This window comes from Pseudomonas sp. L5B5 (assembly GCF_020520285.1).
Taxonomy (GTDB): Bacteria; Pseudomonadota; Gammaproteobacteria; order Pseudomonadales; family Pseudomonadaceae; genus Aquipseudomonas.
In genome coordinates this window covers 2,360,542-2,381,105 of the sequence record NZ_CP084742.1, presented here as the reverse complement: position 1 = coordinate 2,381,105, position 20,564 = coordinate 2,360,542, and the positions used below count along the sequence as shown (strand labels likewise).

Sequence of the window (20,564 nt, the reverse complement as noted above, 5' to 3'; positions counted from 1 at the left end):
GTTCTTGATCAAGGAGTGAACAAGTGGCCGAGATCCATCTGGACCCCACTGTGCTCAATGCATTGCAGGAAGTCATGGAGGACGAGTATCCCGTCCTGCTGGATACCTTCGTCTGTGATTCCGAGGAGCGCGTGCGCGAGCTGCGCAAGTCCGAAGACAGCATCCAGCTGGTGGCCGCGGCGCACAGTCTCAAGGGCAGCAGCAGCAACATGGGGGCGATTCGCCTGGCCGAGCTTTGTCACCAGCTGGAGTTGCGCGCCGCGCACTCGGCCGACGACGGGGTGCGCCAGCTGGTAGGTGAAATAGACGGTGAGTTCGCCATTGTCCGGCGCCTGTGCGAGCAGGAGCTGCAGCGTTTCCATTGTTGAAGGTGCCTTTATTAACCGGTAGTCGGCGAATCTGGCCCGACCCTTGCAGTAAAGTCTCGCACTGTACCTATGATTCCGTGCAGCGGAGACCGTCCCATGGCTGTTACCCCCAATTCGCTTCTTCAGGCCACCGCTCAGGCCACCGCTCAGGCCAGCCCGCAAGCCAAGGCGCAAGCGGCCCCTGTCAGCCCTTTGGCAAACGTTGCCCAGCCTGGGGACAAGGCGTCCAGCTTCGCTCAGCTCTATGCCAAGGAGGCCCAGAGCAAGCCCCAGAACAAGCCTCAGGCCGTCGCTGACAATTCCCCCCAGCCGGTACGTGACAAGAATGCCGGCGGCCCGCCGAAGAAAGAGGTCGGCAAGGATCAGTCTGCCGCGTCGCAACCAGCGGTTGCCGATAGCGGCAAAAGCTTGCCCGCCGACAAGCCTGCCAGCAATGAAACCAAGCCCTCTGGCAGTGAAACCAAGTCCACTGCCGGCGAAGACCGTGCGTCGGCCGAGACCGGCCAGGTCCAGGCGCCGTCCACTGAAGCCGCCGTGGACCCCGGTTTGCTGCAGAACCAGCCGGCGCAACCGGTGGTAGTGGCAGAGCCGGTGCCTGCTACGCCAGTGCCGCAGCCCCAGGTCGAGGCCGCGGCGGTCGTGGTGCCGGCCCAGCCGTTGGCGGCCGTGGTGCCAGCACCGGAGCCGGCCAAGGAAACGTTCGATCCCGCGGCCGATCCGCTGGATGCCCTGCCCGCCGTGCGCCTGGCCATGGAACAGGGCGGCCATGTGTCGGAGTCCAGTCGCTCGCAGCCCAAGGCTGCACCGGCTGCTGGCAACCCGGATGCCCAGCTGGCATCGGCGCAGAACGCCAGCGGCATGGCCAGCATGCTCGAGCAGGTCGGCAAGGGTAGCACCGAGCAGGGTGGCGAGAAGGCGTTCAGTGGCCTGGTCTCCGAGGGGTTGAAGGACCTCAAGGGGGCGTCCAGCGACACCCGCGTGGACGACTTCGCCAACCGCCTGGCAGCGCTGACACAGGCGGCGACGCCCAAGACCGCCAACGCGACCCCGGTCAACCAGCCCCTGGCCATGCACCAGAGCGGCTGGACCGACGAGGTGGTCAACCGGGTGATGTACCTGTCCAGTGCCAACCTCAGGTCGGCGGATATCCAGCTCCAGCCGGCCGAACTCGGGCGCCTGGACATACGCGTGCACATGATTCCCGACCAGCAGACCCAGGTCACCTTCATGAGCGCCCACGTTGGTGTCCGCGAGGCCCTGGAAGGGCAGATGCACCGCATGCGCGACATGTTCCAGCAACAGGGCCTGGGCCAGGTGGACGTCAACGTCTCCGATCAGTCCCGTGGCTGGCAGGGCCAGGAGCAGGCTCAGCAGGAGCAGAACCGCACTCGTGGTTCATCGGGCAGCGGCACGCGCCTGGACGGTGATGCTGGTGATGAGGGGCAACCCCATGCCGTCGCCGACGTCTCGACCCCGGTACAGACCGTGATCGGCAGCAGCGTCGTGGACTACTACGCCTGACTCGAGGGGCGAGCGGAGCAGCAGGCAGACCTGCTCTCGCTCGCCCATCCGGCGGCCTTTTGCGCGCCAATCCCGAATTCCCCGCCTTGCAGGCCAGTCCTGTCCCTGCAGCTCATGCCCATTCCTGACAAATCTGGCATAACACTTGCTCTGGCCTAGCCGTGCGACTGTGAACCCCCGAATAGTGACGGATTATTGGCATGGCGAAGAGCGAAGCAGCAGAAAAACCCACCGCAGGGAAAAGCAAACTCAAGCTTATCCTCTTGATTGTCCTGGCGTTGTTGCTGGCCATCGGCCTGTCGGTCGGTGCTACCTGGTACTTCATGCACAGTGCCCAGAGCAAGCCTGCGCCAGCTGCGGAAAGTGCTACCAACGTCAAGCCTGCGGCGATCTTCGAGCCGATGGCCCCAGCCTTTGTCGCCAACTACACGCAGAACGGCCGGCAGCGCTACATGCAGGTGAGCATCACCCTGCTGGCGCGCAACCAGGCAGACCTGGACGCACTGAAGGTGCACATGCCGGTGATCCGCAACAACCTGGTGATGCTGTTTTCCGCGCAGAATTTCGACACCCTGGCTACCCCGGTCGGCCAGGAAATGCTCCGTCAGAAAGCCACCGCCAGCGTCCAGGAAGTGGCGCAGAAAGAGGTTGGCAAGGTAGTGGTCGAGCAGTTGCTCTTTACTAACTTCGTATTGCAGTAGGAACACGACATGGCCGTGCAGGACCTGCTGTCCCAGGATGAGATCGACGCGCTGTTGCATGGTGTCGACGACGGTCTGGTACAGACCGAACACTCTGCCGAACCCGGCAGTGTCAAAAGCTACGACCTGACCAGCCAGGATCGCATCGTCCGTGGACGCATGCCGACCCTGGAAATGATCAACGAACGCTTCGCCCGTTATACCCGGATCAGCATGTTCAACATGCTGCGCCGCTCCGCCGATGTGGCGGTGGGCGGGGTGCAGGTCATGAAGTTCGGCGAGTACGTGCACTCGCTGTACGTCCCCACCAGCCTGAACCTGGTGAAGATCAAGCCGCTGCGCGGCACTGCACTGTTCATCCTCGACGCCAAGCTGGTGTTCAAGCTGGTGGACAACTTCTTCGGCGGCGATGGCCGCCACGCGAAGATCGAGGGGCGTGAATTCACCCCCACCGAGTTGCGGGTCGTGCGCATGGTGCTGGAGCAGGCCTTCGTCGATCTCAAGGAGGCCTGGCAGGCGATCATGCCGGTCAACTTCGAGTACATAAACTCCGAAGTGAACCCGGCCATGGCCAACATCGTCGGCCCCAGCGAGGCGGTGGTGGTCTCGACCTTCCACATCGAACTCGATGGCGGTGGTGGCGACCTGCACGTGACCATGCCGTACTCGATGATCGAGCCGATCCGGGAAATGCTCGACGCCGGCTTCCAGTCCGACCTGGATGACCAGGACGAGCGCTGGAGCAAGGCGCTGCGCGAAGACGTGCTGGATGTGGCCGTGCCGCTCAGTGCCACGGTCGCCCGTCGCCAGTTGCGCCTGCGGGACATCCTGCACATGCAGCCTGGCGATGTGATTCCGGTGGAACTGCCCGAAGACATGATCATGCGCGCCAATGGCGTGCCATCGTTCAAGGTCAAGCTGGGCTCCCACAAGGGCAACCTGGCGTTGCAAGTGATCGAACCGATCGAGCGTCGCTGAGCGGCGCTCCAACCTGTTTGCTGTTCAATGAATTTTTGCCCGTCGAGGACCCAAGATGGCTGACGAAATTAACTCCCAGGACGACCAGGCGCTGGCTGACGAATGGGCTGCCGCGCTGGAAGAAACCGGTGATGCCGGCCAGGCCGATATCGATGCATTGCTGGCGGCCGATGCCGGCGCTGCGTCTGCCAGCGGCCGCTTGCAGATGGAAGAGTTCGGCAGCGTGCCCAAGAATCACGAGCCGGTAAGCCTCGAAGGTCCGAACCTGGACGTGATCCTGGATATCCCGGTGTCGATCTCCATGGAAGTGGGCAGTACCGATATCAATATCCGCAACCTGCTGCAGCTCAACCAGGGCTCGGTGATCGAACTCGACCGCCTGGCCGGCGAGCCGCTGGACGTGCTGGTCAACGGCACCCTGATCGCCCATGGCGAGGTGGTGGTGGTCAACGAGAAGTTCGGCATTCGCCTGACGGACGTGATCAGCCCCAGCGAACGCATCAAGAAGCTGCGCTAAGTGAACAAGCTGCTTGGCGTACTGCTGGGCTTGCCGCTCAGCGCCCTGGCCGCCGAACCCGTGGTGACGGCCCAGGTGGCCACGGCCCCTGCGGCAAGCAGCCTCGGCGGACAACTGGCGCAGCTGGTGCTGGGCCTGTTGCTGGTGGTCGGGCTGATCTTCTTTCTTGCCTGGTTGTTGCGCCGAGTGCAGCAGGCTGGTCCTGCCGGCAAGGGGCAAGTGATCGAGCTGATCGGTTCCCGGGCCCTGGGGCCGCGTGATCGGCTGGTGCTGGTGCAGGTGGGCAACGAGCAGATTCTGCTGGGCCTGACACCGGGCACCATCACCCCGTTGCATGTACTCAAAGAGCCGGTGCAGGTGCCCAGTGCCGAGCAGGCGACGCCCGAGTTCGCCCAGCGCCTGATGGAGCTGCTGGGCAAGGACCAGAAGGATAGGAAGTAATGCCGTTGCGCATCATCTTGATGTTGGCCCTGATGCTGGCGGCGCCGCTGGCGCTGGCGGCCGATCCATTGTCGATCCCGGCGATCACCCTCGGCACCAATGCTGGCGGCCAGCAGGAATACTCGGTCAGCTTGCAGATCCTGCTGATCATGACCGCGCTGAGCTTCATTCCGGCGTTCGTCATGCTGATGACCAGTTTCACCCGGATCATCATCGTCTTCTCGATCCTGCGCCAGGCCCTGGGCCTGCAGCAGACCCCGTCGAACCAGATCCTCACCGGCATGGCGCTGTTCCTCACCATGTTCATCATGGCCCCGGTGTTCGACCGAGTGAACCAGGACGCGCTGCAACCCTACCTGGCAGAGAAGCTCACGGCCCAGGAGGCCGTCGCCAAGGCCGAGGTGCCGATCAAGGACTTCATGCTGGCGCAGACCCGCAGCAGCGACCTGGAACTGTTCATGCGCCTGTCCAAGCGCACGGACATCGAAAGCCCCGACCAGGCGCCGCTGACAATCCTGGTCCCGGCCTTCGTCACGTCGGAGCTCAAGACGGCATTCCAGATCGGCTTCATGATCTTCATCCCGTTCCTGATCATCGACCTGGTGGTGGCCAGTGTGCTGATGGCCATGGGCATGATGATGCTGTCGCCGCTGATCATTTCCCTGCCGTTCAAGATCATGCTGTTCGTCCTGGTGGACGGCTGGGCCTTGATCATCGGTACCCTGGCCGGCAGTTTCGGTGGTGTTTAGAACCTTGTTTGCGGGTGATCGACAATGACTCCTGAAGTCGCGGTAGACCTGTTTCGCGAAGCCCTCTGGCTGACCACCATGATGGTGGCGGTGCTGGTGGTGCCCAGCCTCCTGGTGGGCCTGATGGTGGCCATGTTCCAGGCGGCCACGCAGATCAACGAACAGACCCTGAGCTTCTTGCCGCGCCTGCTGGTGATGCTGGTGACCCTGATCGTCGCCGGTCCCTGGCTGGTGCAAACCTTCATGGAATACATCCGCCAGTTGTACGGCAGTATTCCGCAGTTGATTGGCTGACCCCATGTCCTTGCTGGCGTTGACCGACACCCAGATCAGCAGTTGGGTGGCGAGCTTCATGCTGCCGCTGTTCCGGGTCACCTCGTTGCTGATGGTGATGCCGGTCTTTGGTACGACCCTGGTGCCGCGGCGGGTGCGGCTGTACTTCGCCCTGGCGATCACCGTGGTGATAGCGCCGGCGTTGCCACCCATGCCCGAGGTGCATGCCCTGGACCTGAGTGCCTTGCTGCTGGTCGCCGAACAGATCCTGATCGGCGCCGTGCTGGGTTTCTCGCTGCAGTTGTTCTTCCAGGCCTTCGTCGTTGCCGGGCAGATCGTGGCGATCCAGATGGGCATGGGCTTCGCCTCCATGGTCGACCCTACCAATGGTGTCTCGGTGGCGGTGATCGGGCAGTTCTTCACCATGCTGGTGACCCTGCTGTTCCTGGCCATGAACGGCCACCTGGTGGTGTTCGAGGTGCTGACTGAAAGCTTCACGACCTTGCCGGTGGGTGGCGGGTTGATGGTCAATCATTTCTGGGACCTGGCGGGCAAGCTGGGCTGGGTCCTGGGGGCGGCGCTGTTGCTGGTGCTGCCGGCCATCACCGCGCTGCTGGTGGTCAACATCGCCTTTGGCGTCATGACCCGGGCGGCGCCGCAGCTGAACATCTTCTCCATCGGTTTTCCCCTGACCCTGGTGCTGGGCATGGGCATCGTCTGGATCAGCCTGGCCGACATCCTCAACCAGTATCAGCCGCTGGCCTCCGAGGCCTTGCAGTTCTTGCGCGAATTGGCGAGGGCCCGTTGAGCCATGGCTGAGAGCGAGAGCGGTCAGGACAAGACAGAAGACCCCACGGAGAAACGCAAGAAAGACTCCCGGGAAAAGGGCGAGATCGCGCGCTCCAAGGAGCTCAACACCCTGGCGATCATGCTCGCCGGAGCCGGTGGCCTGCTGGTGTTCGGTGCGAGCCTGGCGCAAGACCTGCTGGAAATCATGCGGCTGAACTTCTCCTTGCCCCGCGAGGTGCTGCTCAGCCCCGGAGCCATGGGCCTGTATCTGCTGCACTCGGGCAAGATTGCCATCCTGGCGGTGCAGCCGGTACTGCTGACCCTGTTGCTGGCGGCCATTATCGGGCCGATATCCCTGGGCGGCTGGCTGTTCGCCGGCAAGAGCCTGGCACCCAAGTTCAGCCGCATGAATCCGGCCAACGGCCTGAAGCGGATGTTCTCCTCCACGGCGCTGATCGAATTGCTCAAGGCCCTGGCCAAGTTCGGTCTGGTGCTGTTCGTGGCCTTGTCGGTGCTGTCCGCAGATATCGACGATCTGCTGCGGATCGCCCATGAGCCGCTGGAGCTGGCGATCATCCACAGTGTCCAGGTGGTGGGGTGGAGCACCTTGTGGATGGCCTGCGGATTGATCCTGATCGCTGCGGTGGATGTGCCAGTACAGCTGTACCAGGCCCACAAGAAGCTGCTGATGACCAAGCAGGAAGTGCGTGACGAGCACAAGGACCAGGAAGGGCGCCCGGAGGTCAAGCAGCGGATCCGTCAACTGCAGCGCGAGATGTCCCAGCGGCGGATGATGGCGGCGATTCCGGAGGCCGACGTGGTCATCACCAACCCGACCCACTACGCCGTGGCCCTCAAGTACGACGCCGACAAGGGCGGGGCGCCGGTGTTGCTGGCCAAGGGCACCGATTTCCTGGCGCAGCAGATCCGCGAGATCGCCACGGCCCACGAGATCATGCTGCTGCAATCGCCGGCCCTGGCGCGCTCGATCTACTACTCCACCGAGCTGGAGGAAGAAATTCCCGCCGGCTTGTACCTGGCGGTGGCCCAGGTGCTGGCCTACGTCTACCAGATCCGCCAGCACCGCGCGGGCAAGGGCAAGCGTCCAGATCCGCTCAAGGACCCGCAAATTCCCCCGGATCTGCGACGCGACACTTAATACGGGTGCAGGCAGCCTGTTGGCTGGATTATTGCTTGGCCCCCTGCAGAGTTTGGAAAGGGTTAATTTTTTGACTGAGCAGATTCAATCTGCAGCCAGCAGTTGGATTGACTTTGTTCTTCGGGATGTTCGAGCTGCTCAGAGCTGATAGGCCATGGAAAAAATAATTACTGTCACCAGTCCGCTGCTGCCGCCTCTAGAGGAGTTTATTCCTTACCTGGAGCAGATCTGGAACAACAAGCGACTGACCAACTGTGGCCCTTTTCATCAGGAATTGGAGCAGGCATTGGCTCGCTACCTGGGGGTCGGGCATCTGTCGTTGTTCGCCAACGGTACCCTGGCTCTGATTACCGCCCTGCAGGCATTGCATGTGAAGGGTGAAGTAATTACCACGCCTTATTCTTTTGTCGCGACAGCCCATGCGCTGGTCTGGAATCGCCTGACGCCGGTATTCGTCGATATCGATCCACGAACCTACAACATTGATGTCAGCAAGATCGAGCAGGCAATCACGCCCCAGACCACGGCCATCCTGCCGGTGCATTGTTATGGCAATCCCTGCGACGCCGAGGCCATCCAGGCCATTGCCGATAAGCACGGGTTAAAAGTGATTTTTGATGGAGCGCATGCGTTCGGGGTCGAAGATGCAGGCGGCAGTATCTTGCGCCATGGAGACCTGAGTGTCCTGAGCCTGCATGCTACCAAGGTGTTCAATACCTTTGAGGGCGGAGCAATCATCAGTCCGGATGCCGAGACCAAGTTGCATATCGACCAATTGCGAAATTTTGGTTTTGTCGATGAAGTCACCGTGGTGACCTGTGGCATCAACGGCAAGATGAGTGAAGTCAATGCCGCCTTCGGGCTGGTGCAGTTGCAGCATATCGCCAGTGCCTTGGAGCAGCGTCGCTCTATCGACACCTTCTATCGTTCGCAGTTGCGGGGTATCCGTGGCATCAGCCTGGAACCCATCCCGGCGGCCCTCGTGCCGAACTATGCCTATTTCCCTATCGCCATCGAGCCGGAATACGGATTGAGCCGCGATGAGCTCTATGCATTGCTGCAGGAGCACAACATATTCGCTCGGCGTTATTTTTATCCGTTGATCACGCAGATGGCAGTCTACGAGGGCATGGAAGGACTTCACCGCCACCCACTGCCCAATGCCGAGGCCGTGGCTGAAAGAGTCATCTGTCTGCCCATGTATCCGGGGCTGGAAGTCGAGGACCTTCAGCGCATCGTTGCGGTGATACGCACAGGTAGCTGAGTAACAAAAGAACATTGGAGAAATATCTTCGCCAAGAGGGCGAGTCTTTTGCGGTGATTGCACCGCAAGTTTAATCATCAAGAGGTTGTTATGAGCCAAGAAGCGTTTATCGAGAACTTTCTGTCTGCCACCGATTTCCAGGAGCCGGTTGAAGTCACCCTGGCAACCGAGCTGCGGAACTTGCCTGAATGGGATTCGCTCGCTGCCCTGGGCGTGATTGTCATGTTCGATATGGAATACAAGAAAGTGATTACCGGCGACGACCTGGAGAAGGCCGTGACCGTTGGTGATCTTTATAACTTGGTAGGGTAAGCCTCATGCCACTCGTAACGCTGAATTCTGTGCGCTTTGCCGGTATGGCAACTTGCGTTCCCAAACGAGTTGTTTCCAATCTCACCGATTGCAAGCCGCAAATTCGTCCAGAGCGCGAGAGGCTGGTACGCAATATCGGTATCGAATTACGCAGACTCACGCCGGAGTGGCAATGTTTTTCCGATCTGGCCTTCGATGCCGCCACCGGGCTGATTGACAGCCTGGAGTGGAAGCGCGAGGAGATCGATGCCCTGATCGTGGTGACCCAGTCTCCCGATTACCTGGCCCCGGCCACGGCCATCATTCTTCAGGACCGCTTGGGGCTGCCCCATACGACCTTGGCTTTTGACGTCAACCTGGGTTGTTCCGGTTATCCGTTCGGCCTGCACCTGCTGGGCTCGCTCATCAATGCCGGTGGAATCAAGAAGGGTCTGGTGCTGGTGGGGGATAGCGGTGCGCGGCTGGATGACCCGATCTTTTCCGATGCGGGTACGGCAACGGCAATGGAGTACTGCGCCGATGCTCCGCCCATGTACTTCGACCTGAACAGCGATGGCAGTGGCCACAAGGCGATCATCCTGCCTGTTGGCGGTCATCGCGAGCCGGTGGGTATCCAGCACCTGGTGCCATTCCGGGAAGATGAGAACGATCACTGGCATCGGGCGATCGATCTCCAGCTGGACGGCACTGCGGTGCTGAGTTTCTCCACCCAGCGGGTTCCGCCGGCGGTAGAGAAGTTGCTGGAATATGCCAATGCTTCGAAAGACGAAGTCGACTACTTCATCTTTCACCAGGCCAACCGGATGATCAACGAAACCATCCGTAAGAAGTTGGCGCTTCCGGTCGAGAAAGTACCTTCGACCCTGCGTGATTTTGGTAATACCAGCGGTGCTTCGTTGCCGGTCACCATGACCGCACGAATCAACAAGCAGCTTGAGGAAGGAAACAAGCGTGTGCTGCTGTCCGGATTTGGCATTGGCTTGTCCTGGGGAACTTGCCTGGTGGATATCCAGGGCGCGAAGTTTCCCGACTTGATCGAGTCCTGATGGGGTTGGGAGGGACCTCCCAACACACGCATATTTTCTTCGGAGGGCAGCACAGTGAATGCTGACAACAGCTTTAATCCATTCAGCCTCAAGGGCAAGCGGGTTCTGGTTACAGGGGCGAGTTCTGGGATTGGGCTTACGACGGCATTAAATTGTGCGCGAATGGGCGCCGAAGTTATTGTCACTGGACGTGATAAAGAGCGTTTAGCCAAGACCTTTGAAGAGTTGCAAGGGATTTCTGGCTTGCGGCATCAAATGGTTACAGCGGATCTGACTGTCGCAGCTGAGCGAGATGCTTTAGTCGCCGCCATCGATTCGAAGATACATGCATTGGTAAATGGAGCTGGAATCTCAAGATTAGCTCCAACGCGCATGATGAGTGAGGAGCACCTTCAGCTATTGCACCGAACCAACGTCGAGGCCCCTATGTTGCTTACTCAGGGAATATTAAGACGAAACCTGGTTGCTGCTGATGGAGCAATTGTTTTCATTGCGTCCATTGCTGCGCATATTGGGACGGCAGGTGTGGGTGGCTACTCTGGCACTAAGGCAGCATTGATTGCCATGGCTCGTTGTCTTGCAACGGAAGTAGCCAAACATCGAATTCGAGTCAACTGTCTCTCGCCAGCCTTGGTGCATACGCCGCTAGTGGCAAACGCTGACAAGATGATTTCCATGGACTCACTGGGTCAGGGGCAGCTTTTGGGTTTCGGGATGCCGGAAGACGTAGCCAGCGCGGTGATTTTCATGATTTCCGATGCAAGTCGATGGATAACCGGTTCGACGCTGATCATGGATGGAGGGTTGACCCTTTAGGGAGGGGCAGTATGAGGCAAATGATCATATTGGGAGCTGGCGGGCTCGGTCGTCAGGTATTGGCTCGAGTGGAAGCCGATACCGCTTGCGGAGTCGATTGGGTTATCGCTGGTTTTCTGGATGAGCGAGGACCCGAGGCTGTATCTGATGTTCTTAATTGCCCTTGGCTAGGATATCCCGAGCACTATCAGCCACAGTCCGACGATTTTTTTATTGTTGCGATCGGAGATCCTGAAAGCAGAGAAAAGCAGGTGCAACTGCTTCTCGGCAAGGGCGCGAAGTTTGTCGACTTTGGAAGACCCAGTCTTTTGGGGGTTAGATCCACTTGGGGAGCAACGTTTTTCGGATATGACGTAAGTTGCGGCGTTGATAGTCAGATCGGTAATTACTGCTTTATCGATCAGGACAGCATGATCGGCCACGACGTAGTGATTGGCGATTATGTGCATATCGGGCCCCGTTGCCTGCTGGCCGGCTACGTCAAGGTGGGTAACGGTGCCGTGATCAACTCCGGTGCGATGCTGTCCCGTGGAGTCACGGTGGGTGATGGGGCGGTGATCGGCATGGGAGCGGTGGTTTTCAAGGATGTTCCTGCCGGTGCGACGGTGGTGGGCAACCCTGCGCGAGTCATTTTCACCAAGCAGGGTTGAAGCCTGGGCAGCCCTTTCGCTGCTCGGTCATTTTTTTGGATACGTTTATGTCGCGTCATGCTTTGGATGCAAGTCATTACACCTCCCCGGAAACCCTGTCTCGCGAACGTGCCAACTTGTTTGGCGCGTTGTGGACATTTGTCGGGTTCACGTCGATGGTGCGCGAGCGCAATCAGTTCTTCACTCGCAAGGTGGCGGGGGTGCCGATTCTTGTCCAGAGGACGGAAGCCGGTATTCGGGCCTTTATCAATGAATGCCCACATCGGTTGTCGCCGATCCAGACCGAAAATGCCGGAAAACGTCCGATGGTTTGCCCTTATCACGCCTGGTCGTTTGGTGCCGAGGGCGAGTTGCGCGGCATACCCAACCACGGGCTATACCAGTTCAGTGCCATGGAGCGAGAAAAGATCTGCCTGAAAAAACTTCATCTGGAGGAAGTCGGCCAGTTGTTGTTCGTCAATTTTTCGGAGGCTCCCCTTGCTCTGAACAGGCAATTTACTGATGAATTCATCCAGCAGCTGAAAGATGTCTCCGCCCATCTGGATTCGCAGATTATCTACAGTTGTCATCAGGTCCGGTATAACTGGAAGTTGAATATGGAGAACGTGAAGGACTATAACCACGTTCCTTTTATTCATCCGCAAACCTTCATGCCGGCCATGACTCAGATGGTCAAGGAGATCTCTGTAGTTGGCGATGAAGGGGATTCGGAAGTCATCAGGCTGATCGACGCTGCTGAATCTCCTGAACTTGATTCACTGAGCTACAGCACCAAGGCCCTGATCAAGCCCTACGAGAACTGGTTCGCTTCCTTGTGCGAAAAATATGGCAATGAGCATGCCTACTACAACTGGTTCATCTACCCCAATGTCAACTTCTGCAGTGTCAAGGGCGATCACTTCCTGCTTCAGCAGTACGATCCCGTGTCTCCCGGAGTCACTGATTATCACCTGTGGATGATGACCGCCACACGCAAGGAGGCAAGCACCGACTTTACTGCCTTGCTGGCAACGCTGATCCGTGGTGAGCGCAAGGTCATAGCCGAGGACACGCTGGTTCTCGAACGCTTGCAGGGCGGGTTCGGTGAGCACTCTCGGCGCTTCATGCATGGCGAATATGAAGCTCATATCGTCCAGCAGCATCTCTGGTACAGAAAGCATGTCCTGGGAGAGCGCCCATGACTCGCCACATAGTGCTGGGGGAAGGCTGGGCCTTCGAACACGCCTGCCAGATGGCCACCGAGCTGGATCTGCCCCATGCGCAGCACCGCTTGCTGTCGGCTGATCGTTACAACTTTCAGCTGGATGAGTTTATTGGCGAGTATTCGGCGCAAGACTCCGAAGTGTTTGTGGCGCTGGATGAGCGCGCTGTCAACTACTCTCGACACAAGCTCATTGCCCAGGTTCGTCTGGCAGGGTATCGCCTGTTCAATCTTGTTTCTCCTCGTTCCATTGTTGAGCCAAGCGCAGTTCTGCAAGGCAATGTCTATGTTGGCGCGGGCTGCAACCTGGCTGCTGACACAGTGCTGGGATTGGGTTCCTGGCTTGATCGTCAGGTCACCCTCGATTGCTCGGTGCAGTTGGGGGCCTGTGTGACCTTGCAAGCGGGTGTGATCCTGGGGCGCGGCGTTGAAATCGGCAGGGGTTCCACGCTTTCCAGTGGCAGCTTTGCCATGGCAGGTACCAAGGTTGGTCGCCACTGCGAATGGTTGTTGGGTGGGAAGTTGCCGGAAGTTCTTCCCGACAAGTCTTTTTATGATGTTCTGATGCCTGACGGCGCCAGGATCTTGAAAAACTGAGATTTTATTATTTCACTGATTTGCCCATGCATTGGGGCAGGCAGTTTTGGAGTTGATATGCCAACTAGTTACGCTGGTATTAAAAGGCTGGAAGTTGCTGGTAGCTATGAGAATCTAGTCGCCATTTTTCAACTGGCGGTTGCTGCGTACCAACAGGATCCGCGCTTTTGCCTCTCGCCCGAAGCTTGTCATGTCTACGACGCAAGTGGGTCTGATACAAAGGTCGTGCTGTTGGGCACGACTCAGTTTTCTCAGCTGTTCATCAATGAGGCTGCCGGCAAGGCGCAGATCGTCGCAGTGGTCGATGATTTCAAGGTCGGCAAGATGGAGAGTTTTCATGGCGTTCCGGTGATCAGTTCGGATGCCTTTCTCAAGTTGGCCCATGACACTCCGTTGATCAGTATCAACGGTTGCCGATACGATTATTCCCGGCGCTATTTCAAGAGCCTGACGCTGCGAAATGCCATTCCCATGCTCAATTTCGAGCAGGCTCTGCGATTGTTCGTCAGTGGCCCTGCAAGCGACCACCGCATTGATGACTGGGGTGGATACATCGTTGCTCACGCTGAGGAGTTTTTCGCTCTCGGCAAGCGTCTTGATGATGACTACTCGCGTTTTACCCTGTTCAGCGTCTTGCTCGGGCATCTGACTTGCGATCCCGAGTGGATTCTCAATGCAGCCAAACCCTACCTGACCCTGTATTTCCGCTCCGGCTTGTGGCTGCCAGGTCAAAACGAGCGATTCGCCGACTGCGGAGCTTCGATTGCAGAGTCCGCCAAGGCCTTTCTCGACGCGACTGATGGCCGTTTTCAGAAGATCTGGATGATCGAGCCCGATGAGGTCAATCAAGCCACTATCCGGTCATTTATCCAGGGATACAGCGATGCTCTTGCGCTACCTCAGTCAGGGGTGATCGAGCTGTTGGGTTGTGCGGTGAGCAATGAAGACGGACAGATGCCGTTCTTGCATGAGGGCGGGCATGGCGGCCATCTTCTGGCGTCGGCTACCGATCAGGCGATCTGCCGGAATGTGCAGGTCCGTCGGCTGGATGCGATCCTGGATGACAGCCCGACGCTGATCAAGATGGACATCGAGGGGGCGGAGTTGCAGGCGTTGCAAGGGGCTTGCGGCCACATCAGCCAAGGACGTCCCAAGCTGGCTATTTCAGCTTATCACCGGGCCAGCGACCTGCTTGAAATCACGCGCTATGTGGAAAGCCTGCGCGCAGATTACAAGATCGGGCTTCGGCATCACACCGAAGAGCGCTGGGATACTTGCCTGTACTTCTATTGAGCCTGTGCTTGCGCGGACCGGGTCGAGGGGCTCGGGGGCGCGCGCGAGGGCGTCGAGGCAAGTTATCGGGATAAACAGGAAAAGAGATTCACATGAGCGAACAACCACTGGTCAGTGTGGTCATCCCGGCCTACAAGGCGGAGTACTTCGAAGTAGCACTGGCTAGTGCTTGTGCGCAAAGTTACGAATGCCTGGAGGTGGTGATCTGCGATGATTCGCGCACCGATGTCATTCGTGAGTGTGTGGTTCGTTTTCAGCAATCTTCTTCCGTGCTCATCCGATATGAGTTCAACGAGCAGCAGCGTGGCGAACTCTTCAACGCCATCGAATGTATAAAAGTTGCCCGTGGTAAATACATCAAGTTCCTGCATGACGATGATGTGCTGCATCCTGAATGTGTTGCCGAACTGGTTGCGGCCATGGAGGCCGATCCCTCCATCTCCATCGCTTCTTCACGCCGGCGCCTGATCGACTCCGCCGGGCAGCCATTGCCGGATGCCCTGGCCACGTCGTTGCCGTTTGCCACCGATGTGGTGATCGATGGTCGGGAGCTGACCAGTCTGCTGGCGGACCACAGTCTCAACTTCATCGGTGAGCCCAGTTGCGTATTGTGCCGCCGTGAGGACTTGCTGGCGCTGGGGGACGACCTGATGTCGCTCAATGGTTGCCTCATTTATTGGGTTGGCGACCTGGCGATGTATGTGAAGCTGCTGCAGAGGGGCGACCTGGCGATGCTCAAGGCGCCACTGGCCGATTTTCGTGTGTCCCTGGATCAGGGAAGTCAGCAGGGGCGCGACAAGCCGGGCATCGGCAATCAGGGGCATGCAGACTTCAAGCGCACCCTGCGAGAGCTGGGGTGGCATCTGGGGCGGCCCGATAATCAGCTGGTCGGTGTCCGTGCCCTGCATGACACTGGCGGTTTCGAGAGGCTGGATATCCTGGCGGCATTGCGCCAGAGCCATGCCAAGGGGGTCGCTGATCGGCAGATCGCCAACTGGATTGGTCAGCGTGTACCCAGCCCCGCTCAATTGCGCTTGATCGACGAGTATCTGCGCTCCGGTGCGGGGTGTCCGTCTTTTGCGATCGTCGTCCTGGATCGTCTGGGTGACTCCGAGGCCCTGGCGCGTACCCTGCGCAGCTTGTCCGCGCAGCATCAGGCCCTTCTTCGGCTGCAGGTGCTGGTGATTGCGCCCCAGGTGATCGATCTTTCTGCTCATGACATGGCACTGCAATTCGCTCCTCTGGAGAGCGATTACACCGGCCAGATCAATCGGCTGCTGGCAGAGGGAGCCAGTGAATGGTGCCTGCTGGTTGACGCCGGTGACGAGTTCACGCCGGGCGGGCTGCTGGTTGCCAGCCTGGAGCTATTGCCCAACCCCGATTGCCGGGCGGTTTTTTGTGATGGCCTGCAGCGGGACGGCAAGGGTGAAACAGGGGTAATGCTGCGTCCTGATTTCAATCTGGATTTTCTGCTGAGTTGCCCAGGCGTGATGGCCCGACATTGGATCTTCAGGCGTCAGGTACTGGTGCAGGCAGGTGGTTTTGATGGGGCCTATGGGCAAGCCCTGGAGTTCGAGCTGATCCTGCGGTTGATCAATCAGGGGGGCGCGGACGGTTTTGGTCATATTCCCGAGTTGCTGCTGAGTTGTGCGCCCGTACACCTGCATGACAACGCCGATGAGCGCCGGGCCCTGGTCGAGCATCTGATGCAGCGCGGATATGCCGGGGCGCATATCGAATCATCCCTGGCAGGTCATTACCTGATCGACTACGGGCATCAGTCGCGCCCGTTGGTGTCGATCCTGGTGCTGGCCGACGATGACCTGGATGCGCTGCAGCGATGCATCTTCAGCATCCTCGAGCATTCCCGCTATCCCTTCTATGAACTGCTGATCGTGGATAACGCTTGCCAGTCACCGCAAGCCCGGCAGTGGTTGCAGGCGATCGGGGAGATGGCCGCCGAGCGAGTTCGTGTCTGCCATCTGCCTTACCGGATGGATCGCTCCATGGCCACCAATCTCGGGGCGCAACAGGCTTCGGGTGAGTACCTGCTGTTTCTGGATGCGCAAGCGGTCATATTCGAGGGAGGTTGGATCGACGCCTTGCTCAACCATGCGCAACGCCAGGAGGTGGCGGTAGTCGGGGCCAAACTGCTGTCCGGCGAGGGGGAGGTGACCCACGGCGGGCTGATCCTCGGCTTGCCGGGGGCGGGGGCAGCGGCATTTGTCCAGCAGGGCGCCGACTCGCCCGGCTACATGGGCAGCCTGGTGGTCGATCGTGACTGCAGCGCGGTCGCAGGTGCTTGCATGATGGTGCGCAAAGCCCTGTTCGACGGTGTCGGCGGCCTGGATGCAGGACAGTTTTCCGGGGCGGGTGCGGATATCGATCTGTGCCTGCGCTTGGCCGGGCACGGCTATCTGACGGTCTGGACTCCACGGGCGATGGTGATGCGGGACTCTACCGTCGAGAACCTGACACCGGCTGACGAAGATGCCCTGTCTCGGCGCTGGCTTTCGGTGCTGGCGCGGGACCCTGCCTACAACCTGAATTTCTCTCTGGAACAGCCAAAGGGCTTCCAACTGGCTGAATCGTCGTTATGTTGGCGGCCACTGATCTGGCGTCCGTTGCCGGTGGTGCTGGTCCATCCGTCCGATCGTTATGCCAGTGGGCATTATCGAACCCTGCAGCCGATGGCAGGGCTGAACGCCGCCGGCCTGATTGACGGATTGGCTTCCATGGCGCTGCTGTCTGCGCCGGAATTGGAACGGATCACGCCTGATTCGATCATTTTCCAGCGTCATCTCGGTGACGCGTCGCTGCAGGCGATGCGGCGGGCGCGGGATTTTTCTCGAAGCTTCAAGGTCTTCGAGGTGAATGATCACCTGCCAAGCCTGGCGCTTGGAGAGGCCGGGCATGGAAGGGGGGGCGAGGATATTGCCTACTACCTGCGTCAGGCAATGGGCTGTGTCGACCGGCTGGTGGTCTCCACCGACAGGCTGGCCGAGGCCCTGCAGGGGCTGCATCCTGACACCCGGGTAATCCACAGTCGCCTGGATCCGCTGAGCTGGGGCAGCGCCTTGCCTCGCAGTCACCGGCGTGTGGGTGAGAAGCCGCGCGTGGGATGGGCGGGAGCCGAGTGGCAGTTTGCCAATCTGGAAGTGATCAGTGACGTGGTGAAGGCCTTGGCAACCGAGGTCGATTGGATATTCATGGGGGCTTGTCCCGAGGCATTGCGTCCCTATGTCAAGGAAGTGCATCGCGGCGTCGAGATCAGCCTGTATCCGGCTGCCCTGGCCCGCCTGAACCTGGATCTGGCGGTGGCGCCGTTGCAGCGGACCTTGCTCAATGAGTGCAAGAGCAACCTGCGCTTGCTGGAATATGGCGCTTGCGGTTTTCCAGTGGTTTGCAGCGATCTGGCGGGCTTTCGCAATGACTTGCCCGTAACCCGGGTCTCTGATCGCTTCGAGAGCTGGATGGAAGCGATTCGCATGCATCTGGCCGATCCGCAAGCCAGTGCCCGTGCAGGGGATGCGTTGCGTGAGGCGGTTCGGCGAGATTGGATGCTCGACCAGGAGGCCTTGCTGGCTTGGCGCAACATCTGGCTGCCAGACTGAGCCGTATGCTTGCCGTTTTGCATTTGTTGACTGAAAGTCCCGGGTCTATTCCATTTCGTTAAAAGTTGGAGAGCTTTTTGCAGTAGCCGCCCTGTGCCGCTTCAGGCGTCAAAAGTTTGCTTTACGGAACGGGGTAAATCGGTGGATCGCTCTCAGTTAATCAACACGGCTCGCAGTAACCTGGTCGACCTCGGTCGGGGCAACCTGGGTGTACCGGTGCTGTTGTTGGTCATGCTGGCCATGATGATGCTGCCGGTGCCAGCGTTCCTGCTGGATGTGTTCTTCACCTTCAACATCGCCCTGTCGATCGTGGTCCTGCTGGTGTGCGTCTATGCCCTGCGGCCGCTGGACTTCGCGGTATTCCCCACCATCCTGCTGGTGGCCACCTTGCTGCGCCTGGCGCTCAACGTGGCTTCGACCCGGGTAGTCATGCTCCACGGCCAGGAAGGCCACGCTGCCGCGGGCAAGGTGATCCAGGCCTTCGGCGAAGTGGTGATCGGCGGTAACTATGTCGTGGGTATCGTGGTCTTCGCGATCCTCATGATCATCAACTTCGTGGTAGTGACCAAGGGCGCCGGGCGGATCTCCGAGGTCAGTGCGCGCTTCACCCTCGATGCCATGCCCGGCAAGCAGATGGCTATCGATGCCGACCTGAACGCTGGCCTGATCGATCAGAACCAGGCCAAGGCCCGGCGAGCCGAGGTGGCCCAGGAGGCCGAGTTCTACGGTTCGATGGACGGTGCCAGCAAGTTCGTGCGTGGTGATGCCATCGCCGGCCTGCTGATCCTGTTCATCAACCTGATCGGCGGCATGGCGGTCGGTATCTTCCAGCACAACATGAGCTTTGCCGATGCGGGCAAGGTTTATGCCTTGCTGACCATCGGTGACGGTTTGGTGGCGCAGTTGCCATCGCTGCTGCTGTCCACCGCGGCGGCGATCATGGTCACCCGGGCCTCGGGCTCCGAGGACATGGGCAAGCAGATCAACCGGCAGATGTTCGCTTCGCCCAAGGCGCTGGCGGTGGCGGCGGGGCTGATGGCGGTGATGGGGATGGTGCCAGGCATGCCGCACTTCTCCTTCCTCAGTCTGGCGGCAGTGGCCGGTGGTGCGGCCTACCTGCTCTGGCGTCAGCAGAACCAGGCCAAGGTCCGTGCCGAGGAAGAGATCCAGCGTCAGCAAGAGCTGCTGCCGTCTCCGGCGCGCGCCATGGAGACCAAGGAGCTGGGCTGGGATGACGTGACCCCGATCGACATGATCGGCCTGGAAGTGGGTTACCGCCTGATTCCCCTGGTGGACCGCAACCAGGGTGGGCAGTTGCTCGCACGGATCAAGGGGGTGCGCAAGAAGCTCTCCCAGGACCTGGGTTTCCTCATGCCCACCGTGCACATCCGCGACAACCTGGACCTGGCGCCCAGCGCCTATCGCCTGACCCTGATGGGGGTGATCCTGGCCGAGGCCGAGATCTATCCGGACCGTGAACTGGCGATCAACCCGGGGCAGGTCTACGGCACGCTCAATGGGATTGCCGCCCGGGACCCGGCTTTCGGTCTGGAGGCAGTGTGGATCGAGATCAGCCAGCGGCCCCAGGCGCAGTCCCTGGGCTACACCGTGGTGGACGCCAGTACCGTGGTCGCCACGCACTTGAACCAGATTCTGTACAAGCACTCCAGCGAGCTGATCGGCCACGAGGAAGTCCAGCAACTGATGCAAGTGCTGGCCAAGAGCTCGCCCAAGCTGGCCGAGGAGCTGGTGCCAGGCGTGCTGTCGTTGTCGCAGTTGCTCAAGGTCTTGCAGGCGCTGTTGGCCGAGCAGGTGCCGGTACGAGACATCCGCAGCATTGCCGAGGCTATCGCCAACAATGCCGCCAAGAGTCAAGATACTGCCGCTTTGGTTGCCGCAGTGCGCGTCGGATTGTCTCGCGCCATCGTCCAAAGCATTGTAGGTACTGAGTCCGAGCTGCCTGTGATCACGTTGGAGCCAAGGTTGGAACAGATTTTGCTCAGCAGTTTGCAGAAGGCAGGACAAGGCCAGGAAGAAGGCGTTCTGCTCGAGCCAAGCATGGCAGAGAAGCTGCAGCGTTCGCTGATCGAAGCGGCGCAGCGTCAAGAGATGCAAGGTCAACCGGTGATTCTGTTGGTAGCGGGTCCGGTTCGCGCCATGCTGTCACGGTTCGGTCGTCTGGCCGTCCCGGGTCTGCATGTGCTGGCATACCAGGAAATTCCCGACAACAAGCAAGTGACCATCGTTGCGACAGTAGGGCCCAACGGCTGAGGTA

General features: G+C 59.6%; 20 protein-coding genes. All 20 read left to right on the top strand.

The window, feature by feature from the left end:
- Positions 1 to 23 precede the first annotated feature (23 nt).
- The 20 genes from LGQ10_RS10765 to flhA all read left to right on the top strand — a co-directional run bounded on the left by LGQ10_RS10765 (position 24) and on the right by flhA (position 20,560).
- On the top strand, positions 24 to 368 hold the full coding sequence (locus tag LGQ10_RS10765) for an Hpt domain-containing protein (RefSeq protein WP_058434320.1): 345 nt from the start codon (positions 24 to 26) through the stop codon (positions 366 to 368).
- A 96-nt stretch (positions 369 to 464) separates the two neighbouring features.
- Positions 465 to 1,889 carry a flagellar hook-length control protein FliK gene (locus tag LGQ10_RS10760; RefSeq protein ID WP_226525522.1) on the top strand — a complete coding sequence of 475 codons (1,425 nt, stop codon included), beginning with the start codon at positions 465 to 467 and terminating at the stop codon, positions 1,887 to 1,889.
- A 200-nt stretch (positions 1,890 to 2,089) separates the two neighbouring features.
- Positions 2,090 to 2,590 (top strand): flagellar basal body-associated protein FliL, encoded by a 501-nt coding sequence (fliL, locus tag LGQ10_RS10755; RefSeq protein WP_058434318.1) that lies wholly within the window; start codon positions 2,090 to 2,092, stop codon positions 2,588 to 2,590.
- Between the two features lie 9 nt (positions 2,591 to 2,599).
- Positions 2,600 to 3,568 (top strand): flagellar motor switch protein FliM, encoded by a 969-nt coding sequence (gene fliM / locus LGQ10_RS10750; RefSeq protein ID WP_058434317.1) that lies wholly within the window; start codon positions 2,600 to 2,602, stop codon positions 3,566 to 3,568.
- A 55-nt stretch (positions 3,569 to 3,623) separates the two neighbouring features.
- Positions 3,624 to 4,085 carry a flagellar motor switch protein FliN gene (gene fliN / locus LGQ10_RS10745; RefSeq protein ID WP_058434316.1) on the top strand — a complete coding sequence of 154 codons (462 nt, stop codon included), beginning with the start codon at positions 3,624 to 3,626 and terminating at the stop codon, positions 4,083 to 4,085.
- Entirely contained in the window at positions 4,086 to 4,526 is a 441-nt protein-coding gene (gene fliO, locus LGQ10_RS10740) for a flagellar biosynthetic protein FliO (protein ID WP_226525521.1), read from the top strand.
- Positions 4,526 to 5,275, top strand: a complete 750-nt coding sequence (gene fliP, locus LGQ10_RS10735) for a flagellar type III secretion system pore protein FliP (protein ID WP_226525520.1) — start codon at positions 4,526 to 4,528, stop codon at positions 5,273 to 5,275. The genes fliO and fliP overlap by 1 nt, the downstream gene beginning before the upstream one ends.
- Positions 5,276 to 5,299: 24 nt before the next feature.
- Positions 5,300 to 5,569, top strand: coding sequence for a flagellar biosynthesis protein FliQ (fliQ, locus tag LGQ10_RS10730; RefSeq protein ID WP_011059988.1), 270 nt, complete (start codon positions 5,300 to 5,302; stop codon positions 5,567 to 5,569).
- A 10-nt stretch (positions 5,570 to 5,579) separates the two neighbouring features.
- On the top strand, positions 5,580 to 6,356 hold the full coding sequence (gene fliR / locus LGQ10_RS10725) for a flagellar biosynthetic protein FliR (protein WP_413247618.1): 777 nt from the start codon (positions 5,580 to 5,582) through the stop codon (positions 6,354 to 6,356).
- A gap of 3 nt (positions 6,357 to 6,359) precedes the next feature.
- A complete protein-coding gene (flhB, locus tag LGQ10_RS10720) occupies positions 6,360 to 7,496 on the top strand; it encodes a flagellar biosynthesis protein FlhB (RefSeq protein WP_226525518.1) in 1,137 nt (378 codons plus the stop codon).
- 154 nt (positions 7,497 to 7,650) lie between these two features.
- A complete protein-coding gene (locus LGQ10_RS10715) occupies positions 7,651 to 8,760 on the top strand; it encodes a DegT/DnrJ/EryC1/StrS family aminotransferase (protein WP_058435149.1) in 1,110 nt (369 codons plus the stop codon).
- 90 nt (positions 8,761 to 8,850) lie between these two features.
- Positions 8,851 to 9,072, top strand: coding sequence for an acyl carrier protein (locus LGQ10_RS10710; RefSeq protein ID WP_058435148.1), 222 nt, complete (start codon positions 8,851 to 8,853; stop codon positions 9,070 to 9,072).
- A gap of 5 nt (positions 9,073 to 9,077) precedes the next feature.
- A complete protein-coding gene (locus tag LGQ10_RS10705; protein WP_319003949.1) occupies positions 9,078 to 10,118 on the top strand; it encodes a ketoacyl-ACP synthase III in 1,041 nt (346 codons plus the stop codon).
- Between the two features lie 54 nt (positions 10,119 to 10,172).
- Positions 10,173 to 10,934, top strand: coding sequence for an SDR family NAD(P)-dependent oxidoreductase (locus LGQ10_RS10700; protein WP_226525516.1), 762 nt, complete (start codon positions 10,173 to 10,175; stop codon positions 10,932 to 10,934).
- 11 nt (positions 10,935 to 10,945) lie between these two features.
- A complete protein-coding gene (locus LGQ10_RS10695; RefSeq protein WP_226525515.1) occupies positions 10,946 to 11,584 on the top strand; it encodes an acetyltransferase in 639 nt (212 codons plus the stop codon).
- A 47-nt stretch (positions 11,585 to 11,631) separates the two neighbouring features.
- Positions 11,632 to 12,765, top strand: coding sequence for an aromatic ring-hydroxylating oxygenase subunit alpha (locus LGQ10_RS10690; protein WP_226525514.1), 1,134 nt, complete (start codon positions 11,632 to 11,634; stop codon positions 12,763 to 12,765).
- Positions 12,762 to 13,382, top strand: a complete 621-nt coding sequence (locus tag LGQ10_RS10685; RefSeq protein WP_226525513.1) for an acetyltransferase — start codon at positions 12,762 to 12,764, stop codon at positions 13,380 to 13,382. The genes LGQ10_RS10690 and LGQ10_RS10685 overlap by 4 nt, the downstream gene beginning before the upstream one ends.
- A 57-nt stretch (positions 13,383 to 13,439) precedes the next feature.
- Positions 13,440 to 14,675, top strand: a complete 1,236-nt coding sequence (locus LGQ10_RS10680) for an FkbM family methyltransferase (protein ID WP_226525512.1) — start codon at positions 13,440 to 13,442, stop codon at positions 14,673 to 14,675.
- Between the two features lie 92 nt (positions 14,676 to 14,767).
- On the top strand, positions 14,768 to 18,289 hold the full coding sequence (locus LGQ10_RS10675) for a glycosyltransferase (RefSeq protein ID WP_226525511.1): 3,522 nt from the start codon (positions 14,768 to 14,770) through the stop codon (positions 18,287 to 18,289).
- A 141-nt stretch (positions 18,290 to 18,430) separates the two neighbouring features.
- Entirely contained in the window at positions 18,431 to 20,560 is a 2,130-nt protein-coding gene (flhA, locus tag LGQ10_RS10670) for a flagellar biosynthesis protein FlhA (protein ID WP_226525510.1), read from the top strand.
- Positions 20,561 to 20,564: the final 4 nt, after the last annotated feature.

Coding starts and splice junctions, on each gene's coding strand:
- LGQ10_RS10760 (WP_226525522.1), top strand. CDS start 465: ATGGCTGTTACCCCCAATTCGCTTCTTCAGGCCACCGCTCAGGCCACC.
- fliL (WP_058434318.1), top strand. CDS start 2,090: ATGGCGAAGAGCGAAGCAGCAGAAAAACCCACCGCAGGGAAAAGCAAA.
- fliM (WP_058434317.1), top strand. CDS start 2,600: ATGGCCGTGCAGGACCTGCTGTCCCAGGATGAGATCGACGCGCTGTTG.
- fliN (WP_058434316.1), top strand. CDS start 3,624: ATGGCTGACGAAATTAACTCCCAGGACGACCAGGCGCTGGCTGACGAA.
- fliP (WP_226525520.1), top strand. CDS start 4,526: ATGCCGTTGCGCATCATCTTGATGTTGGCCCTGATGCTGGCGGCGCCG.
- fliQ (WP_011059988.1), top strand. CDS start 5,300: ATGACTCCTGAAGTCGCGGTAGACCTGTTTCGCGAAGCCCTCTGGCTG.
- flhB (WP_226525518.1), top strand. CDS start 6,360: ATGGCTGAGAGCGAGAGCGGTCAGGACAAGACAGAAGACCCCACGGAG.
- LGQ10_RS10715 (WP_058435149.1), top strand. CDS start 7,651: ATGGAAAAAATAATTACTGTCACCAGTCCGCTGCTGCCGCCTCTAGAG.
- LGQ10_RS10710 (WP_058435148.1), top strand. CDS start 8,851: ATGAGCCAAGAAGCGTTTATCGAGAACTTTCTGTCTGCCACCGATTTC.
- LGQ10_RS10705 (WP_319003949.1), top strand. CDS start 9,078: ATGCCACTCGTAACGCTGAATTCTGTGCGCTTTGCCGGTATGGCAACT.
- LGQ10_RS10695 (WP_226525515.1), top strand. CDS start 10,946: ATGAGGCAAATGATCATATTGGGAGCTGGCGGGCTCGGTCGTCAGGTA.
- LGQ10_RS10690 (WP_226525514.1), top strand. CDS start 11,632: ATGTCGCGTCATGCTTTGGATGCAAGTCATTACACCTCCCCGGAAACC.
- LGQ10_RS10685 (WP_226525513.1), top strand. CDS start 12,762: ATGACTCGCCACATAGTGCTGGGGGAAGGCTGGGCCTTCGAACACGCC.
- LGQ10_RS10680 (WP_226525512.1), top strand. CDS start 13,440: ATGCCAACTAGTTACGCTGGTATTAAAAGGCTGGAAGTTGCTGGTAGC.
- LGQ10_RS10675 (WP_226525511.1), top strand. CDS start 14,768: ATGAGCGAACAACCACTGGTCAGTGTGGTCATCCCGGCCTACAAGGCG.